Origin of the sequence: Thermococcus barophilus MP (assembly GCF_000151105.2) — an archaeon.
Classification (GTDB): domain Archaea; phylum Methanobacteriota_B; class Thermococci; order Thermococcales; family Thermococcaceae; genus Thermococcus_B; species Thermococcus_B barophilus.
Genome location: NC_014804.1, coordinates 1243519 through 1268104 on the forward strand (window position 1 = coordinate 1243519; position 24586 = coordinate 1268104).

General features: G+C 42.7%; 23 protein-coding genes and 1 pseudogene. 12 read left to right on the top strand and 12 right to left on the bottom strand.

Features of this window, described 5'->3' with window-relative positions; all coding sequences use genetic code 11:
* The first annotated feature begins 23 nt into the window (after positions 1–23).
* From pyrB to TERMP_RS07120, 4 genes are all read left to right on the top strand, one after another.
* Positions 24–956, top strand: coding sequence for an aspartate carbamoyltransferase (pyrB, locus tag TERMP_RS07105; RefSeq protein ID WP_013467707.1), 933 nt, complete (start codon positions 24–26; stop codon positions 954–956).
* On the top strand, positions 953–1408 hold the full coding sequence (pyrI, locus tag TERMP_RS07110; RefSeq protein WP_013467708.1) for an aspartate carbamoyltransferase regulatory subunit: 456 nt from the start codon (positions 953–955) through the stop codon (positions 1406–1408). Before pyrB ends, pyrI begins: the two co-directional genes overlap by 4 nt.
* Before the next feature lie 66 nt (positions 1409–1474).
* Positions 1475–3022 (top strand): D-glucuronyl C5-epimerase family protein, encoded by a 1548-nt coding sequence (locus tag TERMP_RS07115; protein WP_237702796.1) that lies wholly within the window; start codon positions 1475–1477, stop codon positions 3020–3022.
* Between the two features lie 8 nt (positions 3023–3030).
* The gene (locus TERMP_RS07120) at positions 3031–4134 is read left to right on the top strand and encodes a D-glucuronyl C5-epimerase family protein (RefSeq protein WP_013467710.1); all 1104 of its coding nucleotides are present in this window, start codon (positions 3031–3033) and stop codon (positions 4132–4134) included.
* On the opposite strand, the gene TERMP_RS07125 is transcribed toward TERMP_RS07120, so the two are convergent.
* A complete protein-coding gene (locus TERMP_RS07125) occupies positions 4114–4698 on the bottom strand; it encodes a membrane protein (RefSeq protein ID WP_013467711.1) in 585 nt (194 codons plus the stop codon). The genes TERMP_RS07120 and TERMP_RS07125 overlap by 21 nt on opposite strands.
* 131 nt (positions 4699–4829) lie before the next feature.
* Here TERMP_RS07125 and TERMP_RS07130 point away from each other — a divergent pair, with 131 nt between their 5' ends.
* The 5 genes and pseudogenes from TERMP_RS07130 (at position 4830) to TERMP_RS07150 (ending at position 8768) form a co-directional block, all read left to right on the top strand.
* Positions 4830–6020 carry a cysteine desulfurase gene (locus TERMP_RS07130; protein WP_013467712.1) on the top strand — a complete coding sequence of 397 codons (1191 nt, stop codon included), beginning with the start codon at positions 4830–4832 and terminating at the stop codon, positions 6018–6020.
* A gap of 72 nt (positions 6021–6092) precedes the next feature.
* On the top strand, positions 6093–6368 hold the full coding sequence (locus TERMP_RS07135; RefSeq protein ID WP_013467713.1) for a hypothetical protein: 276 nt from the start codon (positions 6093–6095) through the stop codon (positions 6366–6368).
* A complete protein-coding gene (locus TERMP_RS07140; RefSeq protein WP_013467714.1) occupies positions 6368–7168 on the top strand; it encodes a hypothetical protein in 801 nt (266 codons plus the stop codon). Before TERMP_RS07135 ends, TERMP_RS07140 begins: the two co-directional genes overlap by 1 nt.
* A gap of 14 nt (positions 7169–7182) precedes the next feature.
* Positions 7183–7746: pseudogene (locus tag TERMP_RS11645) on the top strand (AAA family ATPase); the annotation flags it as partial.
* A 566-nt stretch (positions 7747–8312) separates the two neighbouring features.
* A complete protein-coding gene (locus tag TERMP_RS07150; protein WP_013467716.1) occupies positions 8313–8768 on the top strand; it encodes a flavodoxin family protein in 456 nt (151 codons plus the stop codon).
* Positions 8769–9099: 331 nt separating this feature from the next.
* Here the strand turns inward: TERMP_RS07150 and TERMP_RS07155 are convergent, their stop codons facing one another.
* The 7 genes from TERMP_RS07155 to TERMP_RS07180 all read right to left on the bottom strand — a co-directional run bounded on the left by TERMP_RS07155 (position 9100) and on the right by TERMP_RS07180 (position 15284).
* On the bottom strand, positions 9100–9516 hold the full coding sequence (locus TERMP_RS07155; protein ID WP_013467717.1) for an EamA family transporter: 417 nt from the start codon (positions 9514–9516) through the stop codon (positions 9100–9102).
* A 1-nt stretch (position 9517) separates the two neighbouring features.
* A complete protein-coding gene (glmM, locus tag TERMP_RS07160; protein ID WP_013467718.1) occupies positions 9518–10867 on the bottom strand; it encodes a phosphoglucosamine mutase in 1350 nt (449 codons plus the stop codon).
* A gap of 59 nt (positions 10868–10926) precedes the next feature.
* On the bottom strand, positions 10927–11310 hold the full coding sequence (locus TERMP_RS07165) for a hypothetical protein (protein WP_013467719.1): 384 nt from the start codon (positions 11308–11310) through the stop codon (positions 10927–10929).
* Positions 11311–11314: 4 nt separating this feature from the next.
* Positions 11315–11437 carry a hypothetical protein gene (locus TERMP_RS11740; protein WP_013467720.1) on the bottom strand — a complete coding sequence of 41 codons (123 nt, stop codon included), beginning with the start codon at positions 11435–11437 and terminating at the stop codon, positions 11315–11317.
* A 1-nt stretch (position 11438) separates the two neighbouring features.
* Positions 11439–12215 carry a hypothetical protein gene (locus TERMP_RS07170; protein WP_013467721.1) on the bottom strand — a complete coding sequence of 259 codons (777 nt, stop codon included), beginning with the start codon at positions 12213–12215 and terminating at the stop codon, positions 11439–11441.
* Complete coding sequence (locus tag TERMP_RS07175) at positions 12208–14259, bottom strand: hypothetical protein (RefSeq protein WP_013467722.1); 2052 nt, start codon at positions 14257–14259, stop codon at positions 12208–12210. Before TERMP_RS07175 ends, TERMP_RS07170 begins: the two co-directional genes overlap by 8 nt.
* A gap of 239 nt (positions 14260–14498) precedes the next feature.
* Positions 14499–15284: a BtpA/SgcQ family protein gene (locus TERMP_RS07180; protein ID WP_013467723.1), complete on the bottom strand. Its 786-nt coding sequence runs from the start codon at positions 15282–15284 to the stop codon at positions 14499–14501.
* A 342-nt stretch (positions 15285–15626) separates the two neighbouring features.
* On the opposite strand from TERMP_RS07180, the gene TERMP_RS07185 reads away from it, so the two are divergent.
* Together TERMP_RS07185 and TERMP_RS07190 are read left to right on the top strand one after the other, a co-directional pair.
* A complete protein-coding gene (locus tag TERMP_RS07185; protein ID WP_013467724.1) occupies positions 15627–18644 on the top strand; it encodes a PKD domain-containing protein in 3018 nt (1005 codons plus the stop codon).
* 43 nt (positions 18645–18687) lie between these two features.
* Entirely contained in the window at positions 18688–19263 is a 576-nt protein-coding gene (locus TERMP_RS07190; RefSeq protein WP_013467725.1) for a PH domain-containing protein, read from the top strand.
* 21 nt (positions 19264–19284) lie between these two features.
* Here the strand turns inward: TERMP_RS07190 and TERMP_RS07195 are convergent, their stop codons facing one another.
* The gene (locus TERMP_RS07195; protein WP_013467726.1) at positions 19285–20028 is read right to left on the bottom strand and encodes a class I SAM-dependent methyltransferase; all 744 of its coding nucleotides are present in this window, start codon (positions 20026–20028) and stop codon (positions 19285–19287) included.
* Positions 20029–20129: 101 nt separating this feature from the next.
* Between TERMP_RS07195 and TERMP_RS07200 the strand changes: the two genes are divergently transcribed.
* Positions 20130–20336, top strand: a complete 207-nt coding sequence (locus TERMP_RS07200) for a hypothetical protein (RefSeq protein WP_048159793.1) — start codon at positions 20130–20132, stop codon at positions 20334–20336.
* Here the strand turns inward: TERMP_RS07200 and TERMP_RS07205 are convergent.
* The 3 genes from TERMP_RS07205 to TERMP_RS07215 form a co-directional block, all read right to left on the bottom strand.
* A complete protein-coding gene (locus tag TERMP_RS07205) occupies positions 20310–22442 on the bottom strand; it encodes an alpha-amylase family glycosyl hydrolase (protein ID WP_013467728.1) in 2133 nt (710 codons plus the stop codon). The genes TERMP_RS07200 and TERMP_RS07205 overlap by 27 nt on opposite strands.
* 59 nt (positions 22443–22501) lie before the next feature.
* Positions 22502–23173, bottom strand: a complete 672-nt coding sequence (locus TERMP_RS07210) for a DUF257 family protein (protein ID WP_013467729.1) — start codon at positions 23171–23173, stop codon at positions 22502–22504.
* A gap of 65 nt (positions 23174–23238) precedes the next feature.
* Positions 23239–24543 carry a TldD/PmbA family protein gene (locus TERMP_RS07215; protein WP_013467730.1) on the bottom strand — a complete coding sequence of 435 codons (1305 nt, stop codon included), beginning with the start codon at positions 24541–24543 and terminating at the stop codon, positions 23239–23241.
* Between the last annotated feature and the right edge of the window lie 43 nt (positions 24544–24586).

The following is a 24586-nucleotide window of genomic DNA, read 5'->3' on the forward strand; positions in this document are numbered from 1 at the left end:
AAATTTACACGAGAAGGGCTTTTATGCAAGGATGGAAAGGTCGGGATGTCGTAAGCATTAGAGATTTTTCTAAGGAAGACATTGAATACGTGTTGAACACTGCAGAAAGGCTTGAGAGAGAACTCAAGGAAAAAGGTTCTCTTGAATATGCAAAGGGAAAAATTCTGGCAACGCTTTTCTTTGAGCCGTCAACAAGAACGAGATTGAGCTTTGAGAGTGCAATGCATCGATTGGGAGGCTCAGTTATTGGATTCGCGGAGGCATCAACAAGCAGTGTAAAAAAGGGAGAAAGCCTCAGAGACACAATCAAAACAGTTGAGCAGTACAGCGATGTTATTGTAATAAGGCATCCAAAGGAAGGAGCTGCAAGATTGGCGGCTGAAGTAGCAGAAATCCCAGTTATCAATGCCGGTGATGGAAGCAATCAGCACCCAACACAAACATTACTTGACCTCTACACAATAAAGCGTGAATTTGGGAAGATTGACGGGCTTAAAATTGCTCTTCTTGGTGATTTAAAGTATGGAAGAACTGTGCACAGCCTTAGTGAGGCTTTAAGTCATTATGATGTAGAGCTCTACTTAATATCCCCAGGTCTCCTCAGGATGCCAAGACACATAGTTGAAGAGCTAAAAGAGAAAGGGGTGAAGGTTTACGAAACAAGCGACTTAGAAAGCGTAATTGGAGAGCTTGATGTTCTTTATGTAACAAGAATCCAGAAGGAAAGATTTCCAGACGAGCAGGAATATCTGAAAGTTAAAGGGAGCTACGTCATTGATTTAGAGATTCTAAAGAAAGCCAAGGAAACGCTGAAGATCATGCATCCACTTCCAAGGGTTGATGAAATACATCCAAGCGTCGACTCAACAAAGCATGCCATCTACTTTAGACAGGTCTTCTCTGGGATTCCAGTGAGAATGGCTCTCTTAGCTCTTACCCTGGGGGTGATTGAATGAGCGAGCTTAAGGTTTCTGCAATTAAAGAAGGAACCGTAATCGACCACATTCCAGCAGGAAAAGGGCTCAAAGTTATTGAGATCCTCAATTTAGATGCATTAAACGGTGGAACAGTGCTTTTAGCTATGAACGTCCACAGCAAAAAGCTTGGGAGAAAAGATATTGTAAAAGTTGAGGGGAAGTACCTCAGCGAAGAAGAGGTTAACAAAATAGCACTAATTGCTCCAACCGCCACTGTAAACATCATAAGAGATTATAGAGTTGCAGAGAAGTTTAACGTCGAAGTTCCAGAAAAGATAAGCGGGATTCTGAGATGTGCAAACCCGAACTGCATAAGCAACCATGAATATGTGGTTCCAAAGTTCTACGTTATATCAAAAGAGCCGCTAAAGGTTCGCTGTCACTACTGCGAGAGGACTATGGAAGAGGAGGAGATATTGGCAAATCTCTAAGCTTTACTTCTATTTTTATTCTTTTTAACTACCAAAAGCTTTATATTAACCCTCATCTTTTTTCCTATGGGGAGTAGTATGAAACAGGTAAGGATTTTTACCTTCTTGATGATTGTGATCCTCTCCTCAGGGTGCATCTCCGTCGAAACATCTTTTCATTCCCATAACCACAACTATCCAATCAAGGTTTTTGTTCAAATCGAGGAAGAAAATGCCATTTTTGAGATTGCAAAATTTGAACTGACGGTTGGTAATGTGACCATTGACAGGCTGGACACTCCAGTCTTTGTTGGGAGGGTTGGAATAGATAACGGAAAAGTCCCCATAGTGTTCACAGTAAAGGGAAGCCTCATAAACTGGTACGGAAAGAGTTTCAAAGTAAAAGAACTCCTCTCTACAATTTTCAATGCAACAAGCTATGATGAAATTTTGATAACATTAAAAATCTACAAGGAAGATGACACTTTCAGAGTTGGGATTGATGAGAAGAAATCTGGGATCATTGGAAGGGATGTTCCAGAAGAAGTATTTCTAAGACCAGAGGAAGCTCTTCTGAAGAGAGCCAAAGGAACAGAATTTTATGGAGAGTTGAAAGAAGAGATAAGGGAAAATGAAAGGATAAGGAGCAAACTGCTGGATGAATACAAGAGAACCGGCAATCTAACATATCTTAAGAGCTATAGAGACTCCTTTTATGCCGTTAGGGTTTTTGGAGAGCTTGCAAAATGGAGGAGGCTGAGTGAGGTCGAGTACAAGATCCTTTTAGCAGAACTGAAAGCAAATAACGCCTACTACTCTCACTACACTTCTCCAACAAAAGATTTCTCTGCACTTGTCTTTTCAGATGATTCTCCATATTATTCAACGTTTAGGATGAAGGATTCGTTAAATTCTTCCCTGCCTTTTATATACTACACGGGCAGGGGATTCAATCTTTATCCGGTAACAGCCATCCACTGGGCTGAGATATACTTTCAGAGAGGACAGAATGAAAAAGCCCTGCAAATACTAAAAGAGCTCAGCTGGTATGCTCAGTACGGAGAGTACAATGGAAAAGAGTACGTGCTCTTCAAGAATTATTTCCACTTTGAAAACTCCTCTATCCCATGGGTTTCCGGGTATGCCCAAGGAATGGGTGCCGGGGTTTATGCAATCGCTTACAACCTGACGGGCAATGAAACCTACTTAAGGATAGCTAAGGGATTGGTGAATTCCTTTGATTTGCCTCCAAGAATGAACGGCTTTGTTTCACATACAAAGTATGGAGACTGGTACCTTGAATACAACTACAACTCAAACGAGCTTGTTCTAAATGGACACATCATAGCTCTGCAGGGGCTTTACTATTACTGGCAGGTAACCCATGACGAAAAAGCCTGGCTGCTTTTCCAAAGGGGTGTTCAGGCTGTGAGAAATGCACTCCCTATATTTGATACAGGCTCATGGTCAAGATATTCAAACATTCACGGAGACGCCAGCGAGTTCTATCACCGTCTGCATATTAGACTCTTGAAGTGGCTCTATGATGTTACCGGGGACAAATACTTCCTTGAATATGCAAGAAAATGGAACGACTACCTCATGATTAGAGGTCTGAAACCAGAAAAGATTTAGGTGGGCAAATGAGGGAGAAAGCTTTAATCTTGGTCTTTATGCTGCTAACATCTTCTCTCTTTGCTATATATGAAAATGCAGAAAATCGAATTTCAGCTCAAACAGAGGATCCAGAGCTTATCGCTCTTCTGCAAGAGAACGAGAATGTTGTGCTTGGCAACTTCATTTCATTTCTCAGCGCCGTGAATCCTCTTTACTTAATCTCAAGTTTTGAGGCCTCTTATCCCCTTTTAGTGTTTTCAAAGATAAAGCTAACCCCAGAGAGAAATAAAATCTTAAAAGCAACACTAAGAGCAAACAATGAATTCTATTCTCACTATTTATCGCCGCTCAAAAGCTTCTATGCAGTTTCATTTACAAGCTCCGCACCGTATAATAGCGTATTTCTTGCAAACTCAAGCTTCAAAAGTGCCTTGCCCTATGTACACTACAACTTCAGAGGATTAGTTCTTTATCCAGTTACAGCACTTCACTGGGCCGATGTCTATTTCCAGATGGGTAAAGAAGAGAATGCCATGGAGATATTAAGGGAACTTCAGTCGTATTTAGTCACGAAGAATTACCAGGGATTAGAATACGCAGTTTTTGAGAACTACTTCCACTTCGAGAACTCTTCAATTCCCTGGATTTCAGGCTATGCTCAAGGATTAGGTGCTGGTCTGTATGCAAGAGCTTACAACATCACAAAAAACGAGAGCTACCTAAGAACTGCCCAGCTCCTAATGAACTCATTCAGAATTCCTTACAGCAAAGGAGGATTTATTGTGAATTCAACCTATGGACTTTGGATTTTGGAATATGCCTACAACTCAAACGAACTTGTGCTGAATGGGCATATAATAGCCCTCCAGGGTGTTTACTACTATTGGGAAATCACAAACGACACCTATGCAAAATGGGTTTTTGATGAAGGGATAAAAGCTGTGGAAAAAGCTCTTCCAGACTTTGATGAAAACGGATGGAGCCTGTACTCAAACATTCATGGCAGAGCTATGAAAAATTACCACGAACTCCACATCCAGCTTTTGGAATGGCTCTATGAAAAAACAAAGAATGAAAAATTTAAAGAATACGCAGAAAAATGGAGAAAATCACTCCAAAATGTGAGGTAGCGCTCTAATCACTGGCAGGCTTATTAAGATTCCTCCAATTATATCCACGGCACTTTGAACTGCATTTGGGATCGCTATCACAAGCCAAAATGGAATGTGGAACCACTCTTCAATCTTTGGAATAACCTGCTCCCTCGGAATGCCGAGCCATATTGGAAGCGCATAATAGTAGTTCAGTCCAACCATGAGAGGTATCCTAATCGCAATGCTGATCAGATAAGCAGAAACGATAAATGCAATGAGCTGCTTTTCTGTATAACTGTCGGGACTGAATTTTGTAAGTTTTTTCGCAGTCTCAAGACCTAAGATTACGCTGAGCGTTGCAAAGAACTTCATGCTGGCACCGAGCCATGATGCTGGAGACACTATGCTGAGTCCAATGAAGAGCAACGCTAAGGATACCAAGGAACTTGCAAAGCCCAATAAGAGATAAACAACAACTATTGGTATTGCAACTAAGTCTATCGTCATTCCCCACTGAGTTGGCACTTTGAGTGGAGAAACATTTAGCATTAAACTGAGAGCCAGCATTATTCCGATTAGAGCTATCTCCCTTGATTTCATTCACACCACCATTACCAGTTTTGTTCCATAATTTATAAAATTTTGTTCCAAAAATAGAACAATTAAATGGAACACATTTGAGAAGCAAATCCTTTATAGTCCCTTGAACGAGTTTTCATAGGTGGTTCGAAATGAGAATTCCAGAAGATGTTAGAAAGGACATTCCCCTTACACAGGAAGTTATATATTTCGACAATACCGCCACAAGTTTGACCCCAATTCCTGTTGTCAAAGCTATGGACGAGTACTACCTCAAATACAGGGCGAACGTTCACAGGGGTGTTCACAAGCTTTCTCAAATGGCAACGCACAAATACGAGGAATCAAGAAAAATCGTTGCAGACTTCATTGGTGCAAAATTCGAAGAGATAGTTTTCACAAAAAACACAAGTGAAAGCCTAAACTTGGTTGCCCTTGGACTGGAATGGAAGAAAGGAGACAGAATAGTGACAACACCCTACGAGCACCACTCCGACCTGCTTCCATGGCAGAGGGTTGCGAGAAAGTACGGAGCAAAGCTTGAGATTATTGAAGGGGATGATGAGGGAAACCTCGATTTGAGCGACGCAGAAAAAAAGATTAAAGGTGCAAAGCTCGTTGCAGTTCAGCATGTTTCTAATGCCTTAGGAGTTATCCATGAGGTTGAGGAAATCGGCAAGATGGCAAAAGAAGAGGGAGCGATATTTGTTGTGGACGCGGCACAAAGCGTTGGACACATGGAAGTTGATGTAAGAAAAATTCACGCAGATTTCTTGGCTTTCTCTGGACATAAAGGTCCGTTGGGACCAACAGGCATTGGAGTTCTGTACATTAATGAGGAGATGTTTGATATCTTTGATCCACCACTTGTAGGAGGGGGAACCATTGAAGACGTTGACCTCTGCTGCTACAAGCTTACGGCTCCCCCAGAGAGATACGAAGCAGGGACTCCAAACATCGGCGGAGCAATAGGATTAGCGGCAGGAATTAAGTACATTGAAAAGATCGGGCTCGATAAAATTGAAAAACAGGAGCACAAGCTCGTTAAAAGAACTACTGAAGGTTTAACAGAGCTTGAAATTCCATGGTATGGGCCGAGAAACTTGAAAAAACACGCTGGAGTTGTTAGCTTCAATGTGCCACCCTTGCATCCACATGATGTCGCTGCCATACTGGATGAGCACAACATAATGGTCCGCTCTGGACACCACTGTGCCCTGCCGGTGATGAAGCGCCTGGGAATAAACGGGACGGTGAGAGCTTCATTCCATGTCTACAACAGCATTGAAGAGGTTGAAACGTTCTTAGGCGTCATGGAAGAGCTCGTTAAAAGCTTGCGTTAGCTTCTCTCCTCTGATTTTTCATTTAGCGCAAACTTTTTTATCCTGACATTCCAACTTTATTCGGTGATTCTTATGCTCATTGCAAGACCATGTACAAGCATGAAAGCCATAAACATAACCCCAGAGGAAAAATACGACATCGATATGGAAGAACTCTGTGAGTGCTTAGCTGAAAGAGGTTTTCAAATTAAGAGGGTCACACGGTTCTTAGCTTTAGTTAAGAAAAAGTACGATATAAGTGTATTCCCAAGCGGAAAAGTCATTGTAAAAGATACCGATGACAAGGAAGAAGCCCTGAAAATAGCAAAGGAGATTTACGAGTGCATGGAGCCATACAGGGTGATTTGATGTTCACAAAAGAACTCATTGCAGAAAAAGTTAGAGAAATTAGAGAAAAGCACGGCTTTGAGAACGTTCCCTTTTTTATTGATGATGTCATCTATGACAGCGAAGGGGATAAGCTGTTCATTATAGCGAGGGACAGGAGCGACAAAAGTGCAATCATAGGAAACAGCTTTGTGATTGGGAAGCTCAAGGAAGAGCTCGGGGTAAAACAGGTTACCGTATATTCCAAACTTGATCTGCTGATTAAGAGAAAAAAAGTTAGGGAGAATATTGAGAGGATTAAGGGCACACATTTGGAGTTTTTAAATCCTATACTTGAAGCTGAACTTAACTTTCCCCCAAGGAAATGGCCAGAGCTTAAGAATAATGGGGAAGCTCTGGTTTTCTTAAGCTTCAACGCTAAAGCAATGGTTGGCTTTGCCAAAAAAGTCGGATTAACCCCTGTAAAAGTCGGGATCAAATACGCTTTTCCGAAATGGGAGTATGAAGCGATTGAAGGCTCACCGAGAGAAGTCCTGTTTCCGGATGAAGACAAGCTAATAGAGATTGCAAAGGAGAGAGGTTTGAGGATTATAATTTCTGACTTTCCCTTTGATTTGAAGTTTAAAGAAAACATTGCACTTTTAAATCCGCTCCGATTTTTGCACATGGGGTTCTTTGAGGCGAAGTACTTCTTTGGCTTTGAAAAGCCCGTGATTCTTGATAAAAGGGCATTAATTGACTTTGTAGTCAGCTATGTTTATGAGGGCCTCATGGAGTCAACCGATGGTGCAAATTTAATTTGGAGAGGATGGAGAAGATAATCCGGGGTGATAATATGATTATCGGTGTCGTTGGGAAGATAGCAGCCGGAAAAACCACAATTGCGAAGTTTCTTGAGGAAAACGGCTTCTGCAGAATTTCATGTAGCGATCCCCTTATAGATTTGCTGACCCATAATGTTGATGCTTACTCCCAGATTCCCGAACTTCCACAGAAAGCCGAGCCAACAAGAGATAAGCTGATTGAATATGGGAGGTACCTAAAGGAAACCTATGGGGAGGACATTTTAATCAGACTGGCTTTGGATAAAATGAGGCATTGCAAAGATGTTGTCATTGATGGCGTCCGCTCAAGAGGGGAAATTGGAGCTATAAAGCGTAGAGGAGGTGCCATTATTTACGTTGAGGCAAAACCCGAGCTTAGATACGAAAGACTTGTGAGAAGGAAAGCAGAAAAAGACAAGGCTATTAACAGCTTTGATGACTTCAAAAGGATGGATGATGAAGAGGAGAGGCTTTACCATACGAGCAAGCTTAAAGACCTGGCAGATTTTGTGATTGCGAATGAAGGAACTTTGGGGGATTTAAGAAAAGAAGTTAAGAAAATCCTTGAATTTTTGAACACACTTGTAGTTATTGCTCCCTGCCTGCTTAGTCCTTTCACAGTTTACAGGGGTCCAAAAGAAAAGGAATATAGAGCTGCTTCAGCCCTGATGAGGTTCTTTGGGAAGTATCACTACCTTAAAATTTTGGCTTATCCGTGTCCAGAATTTATTCTTCTTGGTTTTCCAAGGCTGCCGGCAAGCAAGGAAGTCTATGAAAAGCTTGGCATGAGAGAATATGCCAAGAAAGTTGCTGAGTTCATAGTTAGGAGCATCGGGGAAGAGCAGCCTTCACGGGTAATTCTCATTGGAGTAAAAGGATCCCCAACATGTGGGGTCTTCCACACGACATCAAGCGACCCGGAAGAGTACCCCTATGAGAAAATGGAGGAATTCAAAAAGCTGAGCAAGAAAGAGAGGTTTAAATTAGCAGCAGAGATTGCCAAGGACTTTAAGGTTATTGAGGGGGAGGGAACTCTGTTTGAGCTGTTAAAGAGAAAGATTGAAGGAATTTACCTGGAGTTTGATAAAGATAATTTAGAGGGGAGTTTGAGGAGGATAGAGAAAGCTCTTAGGGATGAATTATGAGAACGCTTATAATTTACGTATCTATTCATCACAAAAACACAGAAAAGATAGCGAAGGTCATCGGGGATGTTCTAAATGCTCGACTTGTTAAGCCTTGGGCAGTTAAGCCAGAAGAAATTTTAGACTATGATTTGGTAGGTTTTGGTTCTGGAATATACTGGTGGAGGCATCACTGGGCACTCCTCAAGCTTGTTGATGATCTTCCAAAAATGGAAGGGAAAAAGGCGTTTATCTTCTCAACAGCAGGAATGAATATTCCATGGTACAACCATAGAGCTTTGAGAAAAAAGCTCAAGGAAAAAGGCTTCCAAATAGTTGGTGAGTTCTCATGCAGAGGCTGGGACACAAACGGCTGGCTCGCGAAGATTGGGGGTATAAACAGAGGACATCCCAATGAGAAAGACTTAGAGAGAGCGAGAAGATTTGCTGAGAAGTTGAAAGAGAATGAATAAAGTAAAAATACAACTTTACAAAGCCATATTATTGAGTTGACACAAACTTGTCTCCACACACAGTTATTACTCCGATAGTTTCCCAAGGGATTGCATGATAGCAGGACCCAGCTTTAAGTGTAAAGTAGTCTTCATCAAATAGATCAAATAACATTCCAGTAACGGTTGTCCTATTTTTTAGTCTGACGGTTAAAACAGGGAGCCGGGAAAATTTTAGGTTTAATTTTAGATTTCCAAAATAGGGAAAGTGCTCTGTTTTCTATCCTTTAATTATAAGCCGCAAGAAAAGGACATATAGAACCAACAAGGCTATCAAGTCCTGCTGTCAAAGTTATTTTAACGAAACCATAATTGCTCCAGCAACAATCAGTAATGCCCCAATCAAAGTCCTTATTGTAACCTCCTCTTTAAAGATAAACCACGCAAAGAGTACCGCAAATACAATGCTCAACCTGTCTATTGCAACGACTGTTGAAACATTTCCATTTTTCAATGCCATAAAATAAAAAAGCCAGCTCAAAGCTCCAGCAACTCCAGATAGCATTATGAAAATCCAAAAGCGCGTATTGAGATTCAGGTCTAGCTTTCCTGTTGCAAGTGAAAAGAACAGCAGAAAGAAAAACATCACACCAGCCCTTATTGTTGTTGCTAGCGTTGAATCAACGTTTTCAAGACCTAACTTTCCAAAAATTGCCACCAAAGCTGCAAACAGTGCCGAAAGCAGAGCATAAAAAATGTAGGTAGTCATACTAAGCCTCCCTTATTGCTCTCTCCACTACTTCCTTCGCTTTTCTCATCAGCTCCTCCGCTTTCTCTTTCGTGTGAGCCTCAAGTGTAATCCTCATTATCGGCTCTGTTCCGCTCGGTCTAAAGAGAATCCACCAGTCAGAGTTCTCAATTCTTATCCCATCAATGTCGATTAACTTTTCATACTCAAAGCTCTTCAGAGCTTCCCTTTCAATTATCTCCATGGCTTTTTTCTTCTTCTCGTTGGGACAAGGTATCTTTGCCCTCATTGTAACATATCTCGGCACTTCCTTGGCTAATTCACTCAAAGGCCCAAGCTTGTCAATCATCTCTAAGACTAAAGCCCCCGCAAAAATTCCATCTGGAGTTAAGTTCCACTGGGGTATTATCCAAGTTCCACTTGGCTCACCGCCAAAGACTGCATTTTCCTTAACTATGCCTTCCGCAACAGCAACGTCTCCAACTTTTACCCTAACAACTTCTCCTCCCAAGGGCATAATGTAATCGTCCAAAGCAAAGCCGGCATCAACCGTTGTGATTATCCTTCCTTTTCCAAACTTCCTCAGCATGTAGCCTGAGATTAAGCTCAGCGTAACTTCATATTCAACAAAGTTGCCCTGATCATCAACGACACCAATTCTGTCAGCATCCCCATCATGGGCAATGCCGACATCAGCTTTCATTACTTTCACAGTTTTGGCAAGCCACTCAAGGCTCTTCGCATTCGGCTCCAGCTCACGGACAAAGTATCCCGAAGGATGAGCATTGAGGCTTATAACTCTGTTGCCGAGCTCCCTCTGAAGATAGGGGCTAACAAGAGAACCTGCACCGTTTCCCGAATCGAGGACAACAGTGTAGGAAGTTTCAAGCTCAATTATATCCAAAATCTTCTTAATGTATTCCCCTTTCGGATCTGCATGGCTCAGCTTTCCAATTTCATTCCAGGCGACTTTTCTAAAGCTTTCACTCTCAAGGATTTTCTCAAGCTCATTTTCCATCTCACTCGTGTATGCCATTCCATTGGGTTGCCAGACCTTGATTCCATTGTATTCGGGCGGATTGTGCGAGGCTGTGATAGTTACTCCAGCATCCGCTTCGTAAAGCTTTATCGCAAAGCCCGTCAAAGGTGTTGGAGAGATGCCAATATCAATGACATCAACACCTGTACTTAAAAGCCCCGAGATCAGTGCATTCTTCAGCATCTCTCCAGAAGTCCTCGTATCAATCCCAACGATAACTTTTCCCCCACCGAGATAAGTTCCCAAAGCCTTTCCAACTTTTAAAGCTAATTCCGGGGTGAGCCTTTCGTTTACGATTTCCCTTATTCCGCTCGTGCCGAAGTACTTCCCCATAGGGATCACCGTAAAGCTTTTGTAAAAAAGTTTTTGAAGGAGGGATTTAATATTTTCCCTCACTTCTTCACGAGCCTGTAGATTCCTACAGAGACCTTATAGGAATCAACGTTCATTGGAGCCTTATAATCAACTCTAACCTGAAATCTCTGAGAAGACCCATAGATGAGCTTTCCTGTCTCTGATTCGGTCAAAACGTTCCCGTTATCGTCGAGAATAACTATTTTCTCGACTGTGCCTTCACTTTCCGCCTTTATCAGGTACTTTCCGGGCTCAAGGACGTTGGAGAGGTAGAAGACGTCTCCGCTGACGGTTTCGCTCTTGACCTCGACAGGAACCTGGTCGTAGGCGTTTTCGTAGTAGTACTGCATCCCAAAGACCCCGATGATGCCAATGAGTATCAGCAGAAAGAACCCACCGACGAGTTTCTTGATAATCCCCATTTTCTCACCTCCCCATCATTTTTACCAGCTTCCAGCCGGCCCATACAATGAAACCGGCAAAGGCTATGAAAACGAAAAGGCCGAGGAGTGGGGCCAAAACGTGAAGCCCCGTGAGGAAATCTTCCACTCTAACCACCGGAGGTCGAGTTAAACGACTCGTAGCAGGCTCTTGCTTCGAGGTACTTCGCATAAGCCTCCTCAAGGACTTCCTGACTTGCGTTTGCCTGCTGAAGTGATGTGACGTTGTTATAGGCATTGACAAAGAGCCTGTATGCTTCATCCTTGGTTGCCAGGCATGCAGAGGTTCCGTTCGACGGCGGAGCAAAGTCCGTTTCGCCTTGGAACTCGTCAAAGGTTCCATCGAAGTCGTGGTCATGGAGGTCTGGCTTTCCGTCGAAGTCTATATCGCGCTCGTCTATTGCCCCATCGGAGTTTATGTCCCATGCATCCACCTTCCCGTCTCCATTGATGTCGTAGAGGTCGGGAATGCCATCGCCCGTAACGTCCCAGGCATAGCTCTCCACGCCGTTGAGGGCTGTTTTCCAGGTATCTGTCCTGCCGTTGTAGTCCTCATCCAGGTAGGCGGTGTCGTAGTTCCCGTCTCCCGTGGTGTCGAGATAGATGGCGTCGATTTTCCCGTCCTTATTCCTGTCCGCGAAGATTATGTAGGTCGAGTTCACCCGGATGGCGTCAATGCCGTCCCCCATGTATACGTCGGGGCTTTCATCGCCATCGGTGTCGCTCCAGCCCTTTTCCTGAACCTGGGATTCGCTCTGGCCCTTTTCGGGGGCTTTGATGTTCTTGGCGTTGTCAATTACCTTATCTATGACCTCTGGATTGGAAAGGTAGATGTAGCCGGCGGCGAGCAGAAGGAGTACAATGAGTATCGCCGTTCCCTTACCCATTCTTGCTCACCTCCACGAAGTTCGCCCCGCCGAGCCAGCCGCCACCCACGCGCTTGAACTTCTTCCCGGTCTCGTAGTCCTCGTAGATGCCTGGCGTTGACGTCTCGTGGAGAACGTATCCGTTCCAGGTGAACCAGCCCTGGTTCCTCTCCTCTATCTTCTTGCGCAGGTTTATAAGAGAGCCAACCGTCGCGTCGGCCATGTTCCCGAAGTAGCCCGTTGGATCGAGGAGCTTCCCTATCTTGGTCGCCCCGTCGAGAACTATGATCGAGACCTTCGTCCTCTCGTCGAGGTTCATCTTCTTCACTTCGTTGGCGTGATCCATGAGGGCTTTTGCATCGAGAGCAACCAGGTATATCTTCGTAGGAGTCGTGAAGAACTTGACCTTCTCCGCACCCTTCAGCTTGACGGTATTCCCGGCGGTTTCAAAGTTGGTCGCCACGAACTGCGCCCAGTCCAAGGCTCCCCCCGAACCGTACTGTCCGCCAACGAGCCATTTGGGCGGATTCAAAACGCCCGTAAGTATCGCGTTCATCGTTGCAGTTTTTTCCGCCTCGCTCTTCGAGTTCTCGTATATGAAGTTCCTCATGGCGATGTCCCTGGCTATGGGGTCGTACCTGTATTTGATAGCTATCTGTCTGAGCTGATACCTCTTTTCAGGGTCATCCTTGAAGATGGAGAGGTAGTCGTTGATCTTCTGGTTCTGATAGACCTTCCCCTCCATGTATGCGTTCATCTCCTCCGCCATTCTCCCGGGGTCGTCCCTATATCTGTCGTGAATTGCGTGAAGCTCATCTATGTAAACCTCGTAAACCGAGCGCATTCCGGGGGTGGCTTCTATCATCCTTTTGAGGTAATCTATGTGCCGCTCCATCAGCGATTCAGCCCATTCGAGCTTTTTCTGCTGCACGCAAGCCTCGCAGGTCGCTATATCCGGGTCGTCGCAGTCGGTCAGACCGTCGAGGTCGTTGTCTATGCCGTCTCCGGGCACTTCCTTTGAGATGAAGCTAACCCGAACGCTGTCGGAGGCGAGCAGCTTTTTTGCCGAGTTAATCTCTCCATAGAGGTCAACCTTTAGGATTCCCCCTTTGATCGAAGGGTCATCCACAGAGATTATGTCGGCAATGCTATCGCCGAGCACTTCAACCCTTCTCTTCGAGCCATCTGGAAGCGTGACAACGGCGTAGAGGTTCTCTGCCCCCTTTCCCCTGACATCGGCCCACAGGGATATCGTGAAGTATCCCTCGAAGAGCTGTTTGAGTATAGCCCCATCGCTCGGGGAGTATATCCTCACGGAGTACTCCGCCGGTGACTCATTGACGCCGGCAGTAGAGGTGTTTGATCCTTTTGGAGCCATTAGAGGGAGGGCAGAGCCTGTGACCCGCTCTCCGATAGAGTTTGAAAGAGCCTCGGTTTCCCTCCGGAGTGAGTCGAGGAGCTTCAGATAGTTCGCGTAGGCGTTCTCATCGTACTCAACCCAGCAGTCCGAGTTGGCACCGTGCGTGCATACAACCCGGGAATAGTTCCCATCGTTGTAGCGCTCGTTGTCCCACTTTCCCTGAATCGTTATAGCCAGGAGATAATTTCCGGAGAGCACGTATTTCTCGTAGGAAAACCATGGGTTGGAGCGGTAGTACTTCCCGCTGTCCTCCTGCCGTATCATGGTCGAAAATCTGTAGCAGCTCGGATTTCCTTCGGTGCTCTTTTTTGAATAGAGCATCGCTGGCTCGTCCCTGGCGTTCAGGCACGATAGGGGGCTGTTTATCTCCCTGTCATAAGCCTCTCTGACATCCTCACTGCTGGAGTATCTCCTGAGTTTAACCGTGACCTTGGCGTTGAGGCCATCCTTTCCAGTGTACATCCCGCTGATCGATATCAGGTTGGTGTCGTTGTAGAAGTCAGTTATCCCTATTCCGAGAGCCTCCATTGAGTCTTTAATCGGGTTAAACTCATCCTTCGGCAGCCCGCTGACGCTCAGGGGGCCCAATGAGGCTGTGTAAAGGAAAATGAGAACCAGAGAACCAAAAATAATCCTTAATCTCAACTTTTTCTCCTCCGCATCACATTTATCACGTATTTTATACACAGGAGAAAGACTATGAAAATCGCCAGTAATATAAGAGTTCCAATCAGGTGCCCAGTCAGGTATTCATGGGACGATTCCAAAGTCATTCCTCCCCGAAAGAAACCATCTCGCAGAATAGCGGGACAGTTTTTCTTTTTTGGTGTTATGCACTCTTGGGTAATAAACCTTTCGGAAAAGAAAATTCAGAGTTGAAATAACTAAACATAACTTGAACGAAGATTTTTCGCCAACTCAATAAGATTTTTAGCCCTCTCAAAATCAATATCATTCTTTGTTTTCCCATCTTTTTTTATCCATGTCCCCACTATGAAGCCATCAGCATACTTCCACAGCTTTGGAAGGTTGTCGTAGGTTGTACCTGAGCCTACAATAACTGGAACTGGTGAAATTTTCTTTGCTTTTTTAAGTTTCTCAACATCAACTTCCATTCCAGTTGCCTTTCCACTGATAATTACAGCATCAGCCAAGCCCCTCTCAACTGTATCCCTCAGCGCATCTTCAAATTCCCCAAAGTGATATGCGTGCTTAACGTGCACATCGGCAAAAACCTTTATTCTGCTTGGCAAAAGCTTCCTCAGCTTTGCCAGCTCATGGGCGATTCCCTCAATGATGCCCTGGTCTGTATAGGCTATGCCGCTCAGCACGTTCACCCTTATGAAGTCCGCCTTCACGGCATAGGCTATTGAATAAGCAGCTATCGCATCATTCCTCAGGACGTTTATACCAAGGGGGAGTGAAACCTCCTCGCGAACAGCCTTAGCTACTACAGTAAAGGCAGCAACAGTTGTCTTGTCCACATACTTCGGAAAAGGCACATCCCCAAAGTTCTCCACCATCACCGCATCAAAGCCTGCCTTTTCGAGCTTTTTAGCTTCATTTACAGCATGCTCTATGACCCTACCAAAGTCCCCATTGTATAGGTAGGAGCCCGGCAGGGGTTTGAGGTGAACCATCCCAATCAGAACTTTTCGCTCGAAGTCCATTGTATCACCTAAAGATAAAAAGAAACACAAGGATAGTTAAGGATTTTGGAGATTAAGAGAGAAGTAACTAAAACAAGCATTGATTATGGATCATGGTAATTTCTTCATAAATTTCAAATTTACTTCAGCATGGTTCCACATTATTTTAATATAATTTATGAAAAATTTGACGTTTTTCTAAATTTTTGCCCGAAAATTATAAATATTTCAACAACAACGATACAATGAATAAACATCAGAGCTTTTAGAATCATTCTGCAGGTTTAAAAGTAGCAACCAAACTAATGCAAGAGTTTGCTGTTCTGGCAAACCCTTGCAGACATTACTATGGAGTGTGGTAATATGTGCCTTCGAAGGAAACTATCCATACCTCTTGTGTTTTTAGCATTATTTAGCTTTATTATTCCAGAGATCTATGCAGGAGATGCTGATCTTACGGAAGCAATTCCAGGGGCTGTTATCAAGGATGATGAGATAATAGTGGGGGACAGAGGAGACTATCTGCTTATGTATGAAGATGAAAAAGGAAACCTACTTTACCAATTTGGTAGAAACTATGAAATATGGGATGAGATCACTGCGGGGGATGTGAACGGCGATGGTAAAGCAGAAATCATTCATGGCGATAGAGATACTGATAAACTGTACATTCTAACTCGAAGTGGACAAATATTGGGAAAGAAAAACGTTGGATTTGAAGCAGGAGATGACATAGCGTGTGGAGATGTCAACAAAGATGGAAAGGATGAGATAATTTTCGCTGACAGAAATGACTGGATTAAAGTTTATGACGAGAACTTCAATGAACTGAGCAAGTTTAAGATCGACTTTTCTGATGAAGATGCAATCGCTTCAGGCGACATAGACGGAGATGGAAAGGATGAGATAATTTGGGGAGACCACAGTAAAAACCTCATAATAGTATATGACATGTACGGGAATTCAATAATGAGTTTCTCAACAGATGATTACTTCGACTTAACAGGAAGAGACGAAATTGCAGTAGGGGATGTCAACCTTGACGGTATTGAAGAGATCGTAGTAGCAACTCGGGATAAAGGTAACTATGGGAAGTCTAAAGGTATTCATGTGTTCAAAGTAGCTGAAGGGAAAGCTTACGAAATTTCGTCCTTTAGAATTGAATATGCCAAGGGGGACAGAATGGCCATTGGAGATGTAAACAGAGATGTTGTTGATGAAATAGTCTGGGCAAGTCGGACTGGAAAAATAAAAGTGTACAATTATCAGGGTGAATTGCTAAATGGGCCTAATGGGTTTTCATCACGCTTTCAGCATGGAGCTGGCTTGGCAGTTGGAGACGTTGATGGCAACTCAATAACAGTTGGTCCCCCAATACACAGCACCATGAGCATAACAAACAAGGTTATCACAGTTATAAATGCACCTCCGGTAGATTTTGATGTCATAAATGAAACAGGAGTATTCTATGCCACTTACATGACCAAAAATACAAGGACGTTGTCAGTATCGGTAAAGGCGGTAAGCGATATTTCTCTTACAGTTGGGGTTAAACTTGGTGTAGGATTGAAAGGAGTGGGAGAGACAGAACTTGGGCTCAAAACAAAGGTGCAGCAGAAATTCGAAGCAACCAGAGGAAGTGAACATGTATTCTCTGAAACTTACGAGATAACAGCAGATATGGCAGATGCTATTCTGCACGTCAGTACTGACTACGATGTCTATGAGTTTCCAATAATAAGTCCCCCAGAGTTGGCGGTTATCAATGGGGAGCAGCAGTATATACTCGTGACAGTACCGAAGGGAAAACCCCATATTCATCTAAGCAACTATAACTCAGATATTCACAGAATTGGAGACATAACAACGTATCCTACAAAGCCAGAAGACCTGCCAAATTATGAAGTAAGTAACGAACTTTTCCACTACACAATCGAAGCTGGTGAAGTGGGAGGGGGCGGAGGATTCTACATGAAAGACGCCAATTGGAAAGAAACAAAAAATACCTTCTCACTCTCGGTATCAATGGAGGCAAAAACATCCGGAAAAATAGGCCTTTTTGGAAGTTATGAGGTGAATCTCCAAGGGAATTACGGAAAAAGCAGGATAACCACCCATAAAGTGTCAATTTCTAATGAAACCAGGGTGCACATAGAATACAATGGAAGGATTGAAGATCGGGATAAATGGTACAACGCAACTGCCATTGCTTACTTAGATAGTGAAGATGGACATTTAGTTCTTGAGTTCATAGTGCCAAGTATGGGTTCATATTACAAAACAAGAAGCCTCAGCCCCTTGGGATTCAGCTATGATCAGATAAAACTGATCTCCAAACCACTTCCAGGGAACATTATAATACCACCCCTTGTGCTGAATATGTTTAGCTCAAGCTGTAAGATAGATGCCTCTCACTCTTCAGGCAAAGCACCATTAAAGGTTGATTTCCAGATATCCACATCAGGAGGGGGAGGAGTAAAGAACTGGACGCTAAGTTTTGGAGATGGGACAGTTTTAAGAAATACCGGAAATGTAAGCACCTTGCTAAGCCACACGTATTCTGAGGAAGGCAACTATAGAGTTACTATGAACATTGAAAATCTATGGGGATACAAAGCAAACTGTAGTAAAGAGATCACAGTTCTTCCAAATAAAGTACCAAAAGCCATGTTTGATATTTCTCCTTCACCAGCAAAGGTTGAAGATGAAGTTAACTTCATAGACAGCTCCGAAGATGAAGATGGCAGTATAGTGAAATGGAACTGGAACTTCGGGGATGGAACAACATCTACAGAGAGAAATCCAAAGCATTCATATTCATCACCAGGAATGTACACAGTGACACTCACAATCGAAGATGACTCAGGGATGAAAGCAAGCTACTCGAAGGGCATTACTATAAATCCCAAGAACCAGCTCCCAACCGCAGACTTCACATTCCTCCCGAAAGAACCAAAAACTGGGGAAACCGTTAACTTTGTTGACAAATCCCACGACAGTGATGGAAATATTGTAAGCTGGAACTGGGACTTTGGAGATGGAACAACCTCAACAAAAAGGGAGCCCATTCATACATATTCCTCTCCGGGAAACTACACGGTAAAGTTGGTTGTTAAAGATGACAAAGGGGGAGAAGACGAAATAGCTATCAACATTGTAGTAAAAGTTGCTCCAACACTCACCGAAACCGAAACAACTTCAAGCAAAACCGAGACACCTACAGAGAGCACCCCAACATCACATAGCACAACTTCAACATCAACCACGTCCTCTTCAAGTGCGAGTTCTCCGCTACCAACAGAGACACAAACGGGCACATGTGGACCAGCCTTTCTGGTGGCATTGATGCTCCTCTCATTAGTTAGCAGAAGGGAGAGGTAGTTTCTCCCTCTTAATATTTTTAAAGCAAATTGCTTCTTTGTGAGTGCAAAGTTTAATATACTCCAGAGTTATTTTAGAAAATCTTTATCCAGATGAAGATGTTCTCTATGCCATAAAAAAGAAGTTCAGCTTGGAAGCAAAGCCCAAATGGTTGGTTGTGACAGATAGAAGAATCCTGTACGTGGATGAAAAGCTCTTAGGAAGATATGAGCTGACAGCTGTTCCATATGAAAAGCTTGAACTTGTTTATGTGAAAGTGGGCAAAATATATTCAGAGTTCTTAATTAGAAAAGAAGATGGGAAAGAAATTAAATTGACAAAAATGGATAAGGAAAAAGCAAGAAAAGCTATAGAAGCCATAAGAGATGCTCTAAACGAGATTGCAGTTGAGCCTGTAACTATTGAAAGAAAGAAGCACCTAATGAGTGAGGAGTGGGTTATCCACAAGCCAAAGGAAGCTGTGAGCAGGTCAATTAGAATGGAACCAAGGAAATTTAGAGAAAAGAGAGAAGAAGATCCTCTTGAGAAGCTCAAGAAGCTAAAAGAGCTTTACGATATGGGTGTTATAACCCAAGAAGAGTACGAAGAAAAAAGGAAAAAGCTCTTAAGGAAGATTTAAGCTTTTCTTTTTAATCCAGAGTCATTTCTCCTTTTTAGGCTTCTCAGCTATCACCATTATTTCGATATCGTCAAAATCTACTTTCCTCTTTCCCCATCTTCCAGCAGTGCCTCCCCAAATGGCTTTTACTTCAAACCCAACCATTTTGAACATTAAGTAAAGCTCTGTAGGGACGTAAACGCGTTCTCTAATCGGGATTTTTGTGCCATCAGGTGCCTCAATTTCTTCAAAGAACGTCATGGTGTTTGGGTCGAAAGTTCCTTTGGTTATGTCCTCGTTTGATGCCCCTTTAATTCTTGAAAGGGCACTTAGGGCAGTCAAAATAAATTTTCCACCAGGCTTTAGGGATTCATAAATATTCTTGAGTATCGCTAAGTCGTGCTCTATTGGGTCGTCACTTGAACCGATTAACGAAAAAGCACCTTCACAGAGGCATATGGCAGCGTCAAATTCCTCCTCACACTTAAACTTCGTAGCGTCTGCTTTTATGAACTCCACTTCAACACCTTCCTTTTGAGCTCGTTTTCTTGCTTCTTCAAGCATTCCTTGAGAAATATCTATTCCAGTTACTCTGTATCCTCTTTTTGCAAGCTCTATTGAGTGCCTTCCGACACCGCAACCAACATCCAATATTTTAGCTCCTTTTGGTAGCTGAAACTCATTTAATAAAAACTCCACTTCCTCTTTTGTGTGTTTAGTAAACGGCTCTTTCAAGTAGTGACGTGCCTCTCTATCAAAAAAATCTTCCCATTCATGTTTTTTCATTGTTATCACATCCGAAGATTTCTTTTTTCGATAATTAAAAAGCTTTGCGGCATTTTAACATGGCCTGAAGCTTAATATACTTGTGAGGTCAAAGCAAAGATATGAACGAGAAACAGAAAAAGATTATTATCTTTCTAATGTTGTTCATCATCACCGGGCCGTTCGCTTTTCTCTGGTTAGCAAGTTTTATGCACAAGGAAAAACCTAAGATTGAGCAACCCAAGGAAGAGAGGAAAAAAGAAAAAGACCCATTTGAATGGAAGAGCATTTGGGACGAAGAATCAGCGCTTTTTGAAGAGGACTATTAAAGACAGCATCAAAACTAAGCCCGTTCCACAGATGGATGTTGAGGGAGATTGAGCTGCAGATTCTGTGACTGTTTGAGTGTGCTTTGGAATCGGCTTTATCCTTGTTAAAATTATCGTTTTGTTGGTTGATTTTCCATAGAGGGTTACGTTTAAAGGCTCAAGCTTTTCCCAGGGCAAACCAGAGTACAAATCTACGCTGAAGCTTGTATTTACAGGAAGACTGACAACTTGGAAATAATAGCCGGTTTTAGACCTCATTAATGGAATTGGTTCGGCCAATTCGGAGATGTTTCCTTTAATCCATAGCTGACCCGTCAAATTAGATGCATTTAACACGAGCAAAAATGCTTCTTCGTTTCCACCCAAATAACGAAGCTTAACTCTGTTGCTTTTCTTTCCATCTGTTTCAACGTAAACATCAACCCAAGCTTTTCGGGCGTCCAGCTTGGGCATCTTAAAAACTATCATATCATCGCTCCATTCAAGGACTTCTGCTCTTACTCCTTCAATAAACACCTTTCCACTTTTTCCAAATCCTGCTCCACCAAGAATGAGTTTCTGACCCGGTTGAGCGATATATGGAGTTATAGACCCAATTAAAGGCTTTTCCTGCTTGCCCTCATAACTGAACACAAGCACTTTGTTTTTAGGGGCTGAGATTTCAGCTTTTCCAGCTTTAACCTGCATCTTAACTCCATAAAGAACATCTCTGTAAATTCCGTCACTCCAATTTAAGCTGAGGGTTAAGTTTTTGCTGTTCACTTTGTTAACAGCAACCAAGACTTTCTCGCTACCAAATTTCCTCTCAAATACCCAAGTGTTGTAATCAACATAAACCGTCTTAAAATCTCCATAAGCGAGAGCGTTGTTCTCTTTTCTGAGCTCTGCAAGAGTTCTGATTATTCTTGCAGCCTCTGTTTGGTTGTCAAACTTCATCATTGGTCTATTATATGGGTCACCCTTTCCCTCTTTGCTGACCAAATAACTTTCATCACCATAGTAAATCACCGGAATGCCTGGCAACGTCATTACTAAGCCCAATGCCATGTGATATCTATCGAGGTTTTTGCCCTCGCTTAGGTATCTGGGCAGATCGTGATTGTCGAGGAAGTTGACTGCCTTGTTTGGATAAACGAAGTGGGAGTAATATTCTTCAAGTTCCCTTGCAAGGGTCTTAAGGCTCCCACCAAAGGCAAACGTCCTCACAATGTCGTTCCTTATTGGAATGCTGAGCTGGGGAGAAACATTGGAATATTGATAAAAGTAGAACATGTCATCGTCCTTTTCAAAGTTAAGCTTGTAGTACTCACCAAAGATAAAGAGAGGCTCCTGCATGTATAAATGAGCATAGAACTGAGTCAACCAGCCTAAGTCCATGTGTTTGACTGCATCAATTCTAAACCCACAAACACCACTCTGAACAAACAAACTCGCACCATCTTTAAGATATTCATCAACCCAAGGGTTCAACTGGTTAAAGTCTGCCAGACCAAAAAGATTCCCATATTTAAGCTCAAACCCCTCCCACACCTTAATGTTGCCGTTGTGATGGTAAATATTCTCCAAGCTTCCCGTGTATGGATTTAACGTTGCATTTTTGCTGTCGGAATAGTAGTTTGTAATAAAGGTTCCATTGTCATAAAGGGAACCAAATTCGCCATCGGTTGCTGGGTTTGAATGATTTGGAACAAAATCGACAATTATACAAATCCCTCTCTTCTCTGCTTCTTTGACTAAGGTATTAAAAACTCTCCAGTTGCCAAAATGTTCCTCTATTCTCTTATAGTCTCTTGTCCAATATCCGTGATAGGGTGCAGAGCCTGATGCCATGCGGTTTATATTGTCGTTAACTGGAGACAGCCACACCATAGAAATCCCCAAGCTTTTGATGTAGTCAAGATTCTCAATTATGCCCTCAAGGTCTCCACCCCAGTAAAGACGATAATTGCTGTGAGTAGGATCGTAAAAAGGATGATTATTGCTCTTATTTCCATCGTAAAAGCGATCCACCATTATCTGGTATATTACACTTTTTTCTGGAATTTGATATGCATAAACAGTTGGCAAAATTAGTAAGAGGGTAAGCAGGACAGCCAACTTTCTCATTGTATCACCAAAAGTGATAGAAAAATGGACTTAAAAAACTTTACATTTAACCTGAAGCATCAGATTCTCTTGATGTCCTCGAACTCTATTGTCGCAATTTTTTCAAGAATGTCGTCGTTTGCAGATTTGATGACTTTCAGCTTATAGGTGCTACCACTTCTCTCCCACTGCATAACTGATGTCGCAATTTCCTCAAACAAATACAAGAACTCCGGGAATTTAGACTGCACCAAACTTTTGTTGATAAAATAGAATGCTATCCTCGTTTTGTTTCCGACGTATCTTGAGATGTTCCTAAGCAACCTTACCCCTCCTCCGTATTCTTTTATTGAATTTATCAGTAAGAGCTTGTGAATTCCCAATACAGGATTATATGCCATTTTAGATGGGCGAACTTTCTCATAAACGGGATTGTAGTACTGAAAATCCAGAGAGTATTTTTCAATATCGATTCTTCCAACTATTTCCCCACTTTCTCTATGACCCCCTATTTTTATAACTGGGATACTGCCAAATCCTTTTATAAGCAAGCCTATGAGCTCCAGCCGAGTTAAGAATTCAGGCAAAGTGTCAGCAATGTCATCAATTATCATTGGAATGTCGTTCTGTCTGCAGTACCTCTCCATTACATATAACAGGATTTCAGGGGATGAAACAGAGGCATATTCGATGAGCACTGTTTCACCGGCTCTCATTTTAGAAAAGATGAATTCAAACCCGTGCTCAGCCACCAGTTACCACCGGAATTAATTTTTGAATCCAAAATATAAATAGTTTGCTAAAATTAACAGGAAATTTATATAATTTTGCCAAAGACAAGTACTCTTGGAGAGAGAAAACTGCCAATCTGCTCCTTTTTCTTTCCAACACTTACAATTGAGCTTATTAATTCAAATATATTGCCTGCGAGCATATTGTCTTTGAACGGTTTAATTTCTCCTCTCTCGATTATATAACCGAGTTCAACTGTCAATGAAAAGTCTCCGCTTACTGGATTTGCTGTGTGCTCTCCAAAGACACGTTTCACAACTACAGCCTTTTCCAGATCCTCCAGGTTTTCATTTTTTCCATCAACGATCACATTGCTGTTTCCAATATGTGGTGTTGTCCTGAAATCCCTAACGGCGTTTCCAGTGCTTTTTGTATCCATGAGTCGAGCATAGGTTTCATCGAAAAGAAAGTTCTTTAAAATGCCTCTCTCAATCAACACAGTTCTTTGAGAAGGATTGCCCTCACCATCAAAAGAATAACTGCCAAGCTTGCCCTCAAGGGTTGCATCATCTATCAGTGTAAATGCCTCACTTGCAATCATATCGCCCAGCTTTGAAAATCTCGAGCGTCTGTGATAAACATTGTCTCCATATAGGTTTGACATTAAAATACTTACAAGAGAAGCCACTGCATGTGGTTCCAAAATAATCTCCCCTTCGTATGAGCTGCTCTTTTTGGCATTATAACTTAGTTCTGCTTCCTCCAAGGCTTTTCCAAGCCCCAGTGAAAGTTCCTCTTCGAGGTCTGGCATTAATCGAAAGCCTTTGTAATAGTTTCCACTTCCGCTTTTTTCTGCTCTTTTGATGATATGGACGCTTACGCTCAGCCCTGTTGTTTTTTCACTCTTCTCTATTCCATTGGAGTTTGCTATCCCGTCTACAGATACACCAAAAGCCATACCGCCAGAAAGGGCATATTCTGAGCCAAGATTCTCCTTTAGCTCCCTCTCTTTTTCAGCTAAAAAGAGAGCAGTTGAATATGCATCGTCAAAACTCATCTCCTCAATTCTTCTGTCATAAAGGGCTTTGACTTTTTTATGTTTATTATCAGTGGAGAAACCATAAAAAGGCACTTCACTAACTTTTGCAAGCTTTATCGTCCTGTTCACGAATCTTTCCAAGCTGTTCTTGTCGTGGTTTACCCCCGTTATGTAAGAGAATCCAACCTTCCCCCTATATCCAATTCTTAATCCAACGCCTGAATGGTATTTGCGCTGGGCTCTCACCAATTCACATCTCTCAACCTTAAAAGAACTGCCTCTCCCTATTTCCCAGTAAATTTCCCACTCAACGTCTTTGTGATTGAGAATTTTAATGAGCTCATCTATCATACTCCCACCGCATAGGAATTATGCAAGAAGCTTAAATGCTTTT

Coding starts and splice junctions, on each gene's coding strand:
- TERMP_RS07125 (WP_013467711.1), bottom strand. CDS start 4,698: ATGAAATCAAGGGAGATAGCTCTAATCGGAATAATGCTGGCTCTCAGT.
- glmM (WP_013467718.1), bottom strand. CDS start 10,867: ATGGGGAAGTACTTCGGCACGAGCGGAATAAGGGAAATCGTAAACGAA.
- TERMP_RS07165 (WP_013467719.1), bottom strand. CDS start 11,310: ATGGGGATTATCAAGAAACTCGTCGGTGGGTTCTTTCTGCTGATACTC.
- TERMP_RS07135 (WP_013467713.1), top strand. CDS start 6,093: ATGCTCATTGCAAGACCATGTACAAGCATGAAAGCCATAAACATAACC.
- TERMP_RS07150 (WP_013467716.1), top strand. CDS start 8,313: ATGAGAACGCTTATAATTTACGTATCTATTCATCACAAAAACACAGAA.
- TERMP_RS07120 (WP_013467710.1), top strand. CDS start 3,031: ATGAGGGAGAAAGCTTTAATCTTGGTCTTTATGCTGCTAACATCTTCT.
- TERMP_RS07155 (WP_013467717.1), bottom strand. CDS start 9,516: ATGACTACCTACATTTTTTATGCTCTGCTTTCGGCACTGTTTGCAGCT.
- TERMP_RS07205 (WP_013467728.1), bottom strand. CDS start 22,442: ATGAGAAAGTTGGCTGTCCTGCTTACCCTCTTACTAATTTTGCCAACT.
- pyrB (WP_013467707.1), top strand. CDS start 24: ATGCAAGGATGGAAAGGTCGGGATGTCGTAAGCATTAGAGATTTTTCT.
- TERMP_RS07195 (WP_013467726.1), bottom strand. CDS start 20,028: ATGAAAAAACATGAATGGGAAGATTTTTTTGATAGAGAGGCACGTCAC.
- TERMP_RS07180 (WP_013467723.1), bottom strand. CDS start 15,284: ATGGACTTCGAGCGAAAAGTTCTGATTGGGATGGTTCACCTCAAACCC.
- TERMP_RS07215 (WP_013467730.1), bottom strand. CDS start 24,543: ATGATAGATGAGCTCATTAAAATTCTCAATCACAAAGACGTTGAGTGG.
- TERMP_RS07115 (WP_237702796.1), top strand. CDS start 1,475: ATGGGGAGTAGTATGAAACAGGTAAGGATTTTTACCTTCTTGATGATT.
- TERMP_RS07140 (WP_013467714.1), top strand. CDS start 6,368: ATGTTCACAAAAGAACTCATTGCAGAAAAAGTTAGAGAAATTAGAGAA.
- TERMP_RS07130 (WP_013467712.1), top strand. CDS start 4,830: ATGAGAATTCCAGAAGATGTTAGAAAGGACATTCCCCTTACACAGGAA.
- TERMP_RS07200 (WP_048159793.1), top strand. CDS start 20,130: ATGAACGAGAAACAGAAAAAGATTATTATCTTTCTAATGTTGTTCATC.
- TERMP_RS07170 (WP_013467721.1), bottom strand. CDS start 12,215: ATGGGTAAGGGAACGGCGATACTCATTGTACTCCTTCTGCTCGCCGCC.
- TERMP_RS07185 (WP_013467724.1), top strand. CDS start 15,627: ATGTGCCTTCGAAGGAAACTATCCATACCTCTTGTGTTTTTAGCATTA.
- pyrI (WP_013467708.1), top strand. CDS start 953: ATGAGCGAGCTTAAGGTTTCTGCAATTAAAGAAGGAACCGTAATCGAC.